The organism is Grimontia sp. AD028, assembly GCF_000973155.1.
Lineage (GTDB): Bacteria > Pseudomonadota > Gammaproteobacteria > Enterobacterales > Vibrionaceae > Enterovibrio > Enterovibrio indicus.
Genome location: NZ_LASY01000095.1, coordinates 23,805 through 30,446 on the forward strand (window position 1 = coordinate 23,805; position 6,642 = coordinate 30,446).

6 protein-coding genes are annotated in these 6,642 nt (G+C 49.3%); all 6 read right to left on the minus strand.

Annotation, left to right across the window (positions count from 1 at the left end; all coding sequences use genetic code 11):
* Nucleotides 1-14: 14 nt before the first annotated feature.
* A complete protein-coding gene (gene cydA / locus RN22_RS19105; protein ID WP_046306755.1) occupies nucleotides 15-1,601 on the minus strand; it encodes a cytochrome ubiquinol oxidase subunit I in 1,587 nt (528 codons plus the stop codon).
* Nucleotides 1,602-2,057: 456 nt separating this feature from the next.
* Complete coding sequence (gene ruvB, locus RN22_RS19110; protein WP_046306757.1) at nucleotides 2,058-3,065, minus strand: Holliday junction branch migration DNA helicase RuvB; 1,008 nt, start codon at nucleotides 3,063-3,065, stop codon at nucleotides 2,058-2,060.
* A 14-nt stretch (nucleotides 3,066-3,079) separates the two neighbouring features.
* Nucleotides 3,080-3,709, minus strand: coding sequence for a Holliday junction branch migration protein RuvA (ruvA, locus tag RN22_RS19115; protein ID WP_046306758.1), 630 nt, complete (start codon nucleotides 3,707-3,709; stop codon nucleotides 3,080-3,082).
* Between the two features lie 102 nt (nucleotides 3,710-3,811).
* Nucleotides 3,812-3,931: a DUF2474 family protein gene (locus RN22_RS25015; RefSeq protein ID WP_156168233.1), complete on the minus strand. Its 120-nt coding sequence runs from the start codon at nucleotides 3,929-3,931 to the stop codon at nucleotides 3,812-3,814.
* Nucleotides 3,924-4,922, minus strand: a complete 999-nt coding sequence (gene cydB / locus RN22_RS19120; protein WP_046306759.1) for a cytochrome d ubiquinol oxidase subunit II — start codon at nucleotides 4,920-4,922, stop codon at nucleotides 3,924-3,926. Before cydB ends, RN22_RS25015 begins: the two co-directional genes overlap by 8 nt.
* Nucleotides 4,922-6,337: a cytochrome ubiquinol oxidase subunit I gene (locus RN22_RS19125; RefSeq protein WP_046306760.1), complete on the minus strand. Its 1,416-nt coding sequence runs from the start codon at nucleotides 6,335-6,337 to the stop codon at nucleotides 4,922-4,924. The genes cydB and RN22_RS19125 overlap by 1 nt, the downstream gene beginning before the upstream one ends.
* Between the last annotated feature and the right edge of the window lie 305 nt (nucleotides 6,338-6,642).

Sequence of the window (6,642 nt, forward strand, 5' to 3'; positions counted from 1 at the left end):
GTCTCACGCTCTCCTTATGCTTCAACTTGACGCGCAAGATCCGTTTCCGGACTCTTTAGCTTTTCAAAGTGATAACGGCCTGTTTTTAGGCTGCTAGGGCCTAAGCGCGCGAATTTAACCATCAGGTACACTTCAGCAATCAAGAACACTGTGTACAGTGCAACGATCGCAACCAGTGAAGTGATGATTTCTGACGCAGGAAGATTAGATGCTGCCATGTGCACTGGCAGAATTTCACCCACCGCCCAAGGCTGACGACCATACTCAGCAACGAACCAACCTGCTTCACAGGCAATCCACGGCAATGGAATACCAAATAGCGCCAGTTTGAGAAGCCATGGTTTTTCATCGATTTTCTGGCGACAAGTTTGATAGAACGCCATACCGAAGATGAACAGCATTGCGAAGCCACACGCTACCATGATGCGGAAGCTCCAGAATAGCGGTGCTACCTGAGGAATAGAGTCTTTTGCCGCTTGTTTGATTTGTGCTTCTGTCGCATCAACAACGTTTGGTGTTTGTTGTTTCAACAGCAGACCAAAACCAAGGTCTTTCTTCACGTCATCAAACGCAGCCAGATTTTCAGGTGTTCTTTCACCTGCACGTAATTTTTCAAGCAAGCCGTAAGCAATCATACCGTTACGAATACGTGCTTCGTGCTCATCAACGATGTCATGTAAACCCGTTACTTGCTTGTCGAAAGAACGTGTCGCGATGATGCCCATCACGTAAGGGATTTTAATCGCGTAATCCGTTTCCATGGTTTCTTGATTAGGGAAACCAAATACGGTGAAAGCAGCTGGTGCTGGCTCTGTATGCCATTCCGCTTCGATGGCGGCCAGTTTGACTTTCTGAACGTCGCCCAGCTCATAGCCAGATTCGTCACCCAGTACGATAGTAGACAGAATGCCCGCCATACCAAAAGATGCAGCAATCGCGAAAGAGCGGCGCGCAAACGCAACGTCACGACCTTTAAGCAGGTAGTAAGCACTGATACCCAGAACAAACATGGCACCTGTGGTGTAACCTGCCGCAACGGTGTGAACAAATTTCACCTGCGCAACCGGGTTAAGTACAACTTCAGCAAAGCTCACCATTTCCATTCGCATGCTTTCGAAGTTGAACTCAGCACCCACAGGGTTTTGCATCCAGCCGTTAGCGACGAGAATCCAAAGCGCAGAAAAGTTGGAGCCAATGGCGGTCAGCCATGTGACGGTAAGGTGTTGGCGCTTGGAGAGACGGTCCCAACCGAAGAAGAACATACCGACAAGGGTAGATTCCAGGAAGAAGGCCATCAGCGCTTCGATAGCCAGAGGGGCACCGAAAATATCGCCGACATAGTGAGAATAGTATGCCCAGTTAGTACCAAACTGGAACTCCATGGTGAGGCCGGTAGCGACGCCCAACGCAAAGTTAATACCAAACAGCTTACCCCAGAACTTGGTCATGTCCTTGTAGATCTGCTTATCGGTCATCACATACAACGACTCCATGATGGCTAGCAGAAACGCCATACCCAGAGTCAGTGGGACAAACAAGAAGTGATACATCGCAGTCAGTGCAAACTGGAACCGCGACAGATCAACAATATCAGTTAACATAGTAACTCCTTCATCGTCAGGCTGACTGACGCACGACACTTACGTATCGTTAAGTAAATGCTTAATCACCTGCGAGCCTTATAGCCCGCGCTTAACTGAGCTTCCTTACGGGGACCGTGTAAACAGCCATCCCTCTTTATGTTGCACGAATGTGCCGCACTGGTTAGGATTTTGTTAAGCGATTCCTAATATAGTGCTGGCTAATATTAAACATTCTATCGACGTGCTTCAAAGCATTTGGACCAATCTCACATTGACTGCTGTCAAATTAATCAACTTAGGTCGCACAAACGTTGGGAATACAAGATCCAGATCAAGACAGCGAATAATTTTTCCGTTGCCAACTCAACGCTTTTCTTGCACGGAGCTATCGCATTAGAAGTATTGTCCACGAAAATGAAATAGAAAAGGCCAGCATATCAGGCTGGCCTTTGAGAGAATTTTTGGAAAGAGTACTTATTCCGGCATATCAAAACCGAAATGCAGGTAAGCACGTTGGCTTGCAATACGCCCTCTTGGGGTGCGCTGCAGGTAACCTTGTTGGATGAGATAAGGTTCGAGCACATCTTCTATCGTGTCTTTGGCTTCACCAATTGCCGCAGCGAGGTTATCCAACCCCACGGGACCACCATCAAACTTCTCGATAATTGCTGTGAGAAGTTTTCTGTCCATGTAATCGAAACCCTGATTGTCGACATCTAGCATATCCAAGGCTTTTGACGCCACATCCGCATTGATACGACCATCAGCTTTGACTTCCGCATAATCTCGAACACGGCGAAGCAAACGGTTCGCGATACGGGGTGTGCCGCGGGCACGACGGGCAATTTCAAACGCCCCTTCTTCATCCATATCCAGATTCAGGCAATTTGCACTGCGTTGAACAATGCCTTTGAGATCAGCGATGTTGTAGTACTCGAGGCGCTGAGTGATGCCGAAGCGGTCACGCAGTGGCGAGGTCAATGAGCCAGCACGTGTCGTTGCGCCCACCAGCGTAAATGGTGGCAAGTCGATCTTGATAGAACGCGCAGCGGGGCCTTCACCAATCATGATATCCAGTTGGTAGTCTTCCATCGCTGGATACAATACTTCTTCCACGACAGGGCTCAAGCGGTGAATTTCATCAATGAAAAGCACATCGTTTGGCTCAAGATTGGTCAGCAGCGCCGCCAAGTCACCGGCTTTTTCCAGTACAGGCCCTGAGGTTGTGCGGATACTCACTTCCATCTCGTTAGCAACAATATTTGCCAGCGTGGTTTTACCCAGACCTGGAGGCCCAAAGATAAGCAAATGGTCGAGGGCTTCTTCACGTTTACGCGCCGCATGGATAAAGATTTCCATCTGATCACGGACGTGATCCTGACCTTGATAATCCGACAGCATCTTCGGGCGAATAGCGCGGTCAATGACGTCGTCTTCACGGCTCGGAGGTACCGTGCCCATCAGTCGATCAGCTTCAATCATTCCAAATCACCCTATTAGACCATTGAGCGCAGCGCATCACGGATGATCGCCTCGCTCTTCATGCCATCAACGGCCACTTGCTTGACCACTTTTTCAGCCTGTGCAGCTTTGTATCCCAGCGCGATAAGCGCACTGATCGCTTCATCTTTCGGATCATTCGATGCAGCAACAACGGTTTCATTGCTTGTCGCACGACGGGCCGCCGCATCGGCATGTGGGGTAAACAGGTCGAAGGCATGCCAGTTTTTCAGGCGATCACGCATTTCGATCACCAAACGCTCTGCGGTTTTCTTACCTACACCCGGGATTTTGACCAAGGTAGACACATCTTCGCGCTCGACGCTTTCGACAAATTGAGTTGCCGTCATACCGGAAAGGATCGCCAGGCCCAGTTTAGGACCAACACCATTGGCTTTGATGACTTCGCGGAATAAAGCACGTTCGATGGTAGTGTTAAACCCATAGAGGAGCTGCGCGTCTTCACGTACGACGAAGTGAGTGTAAACAATTGCTTCTTCACCCACTTCTGGCAATTCATAAAAACAGCTCATAGGCATACTGACTTCGTAACCCACGCCATTAACTTCCAGCAGGATTTCAGGGGGTTGCTTTTCAAGCAAAATTCCACGTAATCGGCCAATCACAATTAAAACTCAAATTGTTGCTAATAATTGTGGTTAGGATAATGAACAACTGGATAGATATCCAGTTTTAAAGCCGAGCGGGTGGCTGAAATGGCTATGCGATCAGACTAATCCGACCCACTGCATGGTGTAACGAATGAAATAAGCAAGTGCTGTCACAGCCAATACACCCGCCACCCATAGGCCGATAAACCACGCAAACGCCTTGCTCTGTTTATTCATGGTATCCCTCATCTGCTCTGACTTTGCCGCGGAATACCCAATAGGAATACGCAGAATAAATGATGATGATTGGGAGAAGAACCACGGCTCCAGCGAACAAGAATGCAAGACTGTTGTCTGGAGCAGCTGCATCCCAAAGGGTCACCGCTCTTGGCACCATGTAAGGGAAAATGCTGATGGCAAAACCAGCGAACGCCATCAGGTAAATCATCAGTGTCCAACAGTAAGCTGCACCAGCCCTTCGCGTACCCAACGCATACCACAGTTGATAAGCTGCAAACGCTGAAATGGCCGGAATGAGGAAAAAGCCAGCAGCGTTCGGGAAAGTAAACCATCGCGCGGCGATATCGCTGGAGATAAACGGAAGCCAAACACTCACCACACCGATGGCTCCGAGGAACAATAAGGTGAGTTTTTTGCACTTCAGAAACAGCTTCTCCTCAATGCTCCCTGACGTTTTGATAAGGAGCCAACAGCCACCGAGCAAGGTATACCCCGCCGTTACTGCAAGACCACAAAAAAGGGAAAAAGGCGTCAGCCAGTCAAACCAGCCCCCAGCGTATTGCCTGTCTGCAACTTCAATTCCTTGTAACAAGGTGCCGAGAATCATCCCTTGGGAAAAGGTTGCAACCATCGAACCGCCCGCGAAAGACCAGTCCCATAGGTAACGGCCTTTTTTGGTTCGATAGCGGTATTCAAACGCAACTCCACGGAATATGAGGCCAATCAGCATCGCAATGATTGGTGCGTAGACTGCAGGCATGATGATGGCGTAGGCCAAAGGGAAGACTGCGAACAGTCCTCCCCCACCCAATACCAGCCAAGTTTCATTGCCATCCCAGATGGGGGCAATAGAGTTCATTGCGGCATCTTTTTCGTCATCATTGAGCGAAGGAAACAGTATGCCAACACCAAGGTCGAAGCCATCAAGAATGACGTAGGCAAATACGGCAAAAGCGATTATCACCGCCCAGATAAGTGCGTAATCCATTATGACTCCTTACCTGAGGCCGGCTCTGGATTCACGGTAATATCTTTGGTTGAGTTACCATGTGAAAGTCGAGTAACAATGCGCCCATCCAAATCCTGCTCGTACTTGGTCGGCGATTTTCTCATCAGTTTCAGTAGGTAGTAGATACCCGCACCAAATATCACGAAATAGACCACCACGAACACAGCGAGCGAAGCACCGACCGCACTGGCATCAATCGGCGACACGGACTCCGACGTCCTGAGTAATCCGTATACCGTGTATGGCTGACGTCCCACTTCGGTAGTCACCCATCCCGCCAATATTGCCAAAAAGCCACAAGGTGCGGCATATACGCAGGTCCTTAGGAACCAAGCCGTTTCGTACAAGGTTTTCTTGTAACGTAGCCACAGGGACACCAACCCCATACCCAGCATTAAGAAACCAATACCCACCATAATTCGGAAACTCCAGAACACAGTAGCAACAGGCGGCCTTTCTTCAGGCGGGACAGACTTAAGACCTTTGATCTCGCCATCAATAGAATGGGTAAGAATAATGCTACCCAATTTTGGAATTTCGACTTTGTAGTCAACCGTTTCGGTTTCCTCATTCGGAATACCAAACAGGATAAGTGGAGCGCCTTTCTGAGTTTCGAAGTGTCCTTCCATGGCCGCAACTTTCATTGGCTGGTGTTCCAGCGTGTTGAGCCCATGAAGGTCACCAGCAACAATTTGAACCGGCGTGACCAAAACCGCCATCCACATGCCCATCGAAAGGCTTATCCGGCCCAGCTCATTGTGAGGCGCGCGCAGTAAATGCCAAGCACCGACACCCGCCACCATAAAGGCCGTTGTCAGATACGCAGCAATGACCATGTGAATCAGGCGATAAGGGAAGGACGGATTGAACACGACTTCGAACCAGTCTGTGACGATAAATTGGCCTTTGTCATTGAAATCAAACCCAGCAGGGGTTTGCATCCAACTGTTCACTGACAGTATCCAGGTGGCAGACAGTAAGGTGCCAAATGCGACGACTGCAACGGCCAGGAAATGAAGTTTAGGACCGACTCGCTCGCGACCGAAGAGCATAATGCCGAGGAAACCCGCTTCGAGGAAAAACGCGGTAAGCACTTCATAGCCCATCAAAGGCCCAAGTACTGGGCCGGTTTTGTCTGAAAAGACACCCCAGTTCGTGCCGAACTGATAGCTCATAACAATACCGCTCACCACCCCCATGCCGAACGTGACAGCAAAGATTTTCGTCCAGTATTTGGAAAGCTCAAGGTACTGATGTTGCTTGGTTTTCAAGTGCAGCGCTTCCAGCACAGTGATATAGCTGGCGAGCCCAATAGAAAAGGCAGGGAATATGATGTGAAAAGACACAGTGAACGCAAACTGAATTCGCGCCAGGTCTATGGCAAGCTCCGACATACCCAACTCCACGAAACGTGAGTGACCCTAGTAGGAACGTAGAGTAATACGACTGAGATCACTTTTACGGGGAATTCATCAATAGAGGCTGCCTACCTTTGCAGAAAAACAAAAAAGCGAGCCAAGCTCGCTTTTTAGTGTCAGGTTGAGTCCTAGGGGCTGTTGGCCTTTGGTGATGATTTTTGCAGCAGTTTGTGGGGATTTTATGCAAGGCAGAGGCTTCGATGTGTAGCTGGCCTACATGAGAAGCCGATAACGCAGCAGAAATTCCCCACAAACGCTGCCCGAAGGGTTCTGCTCTAAGC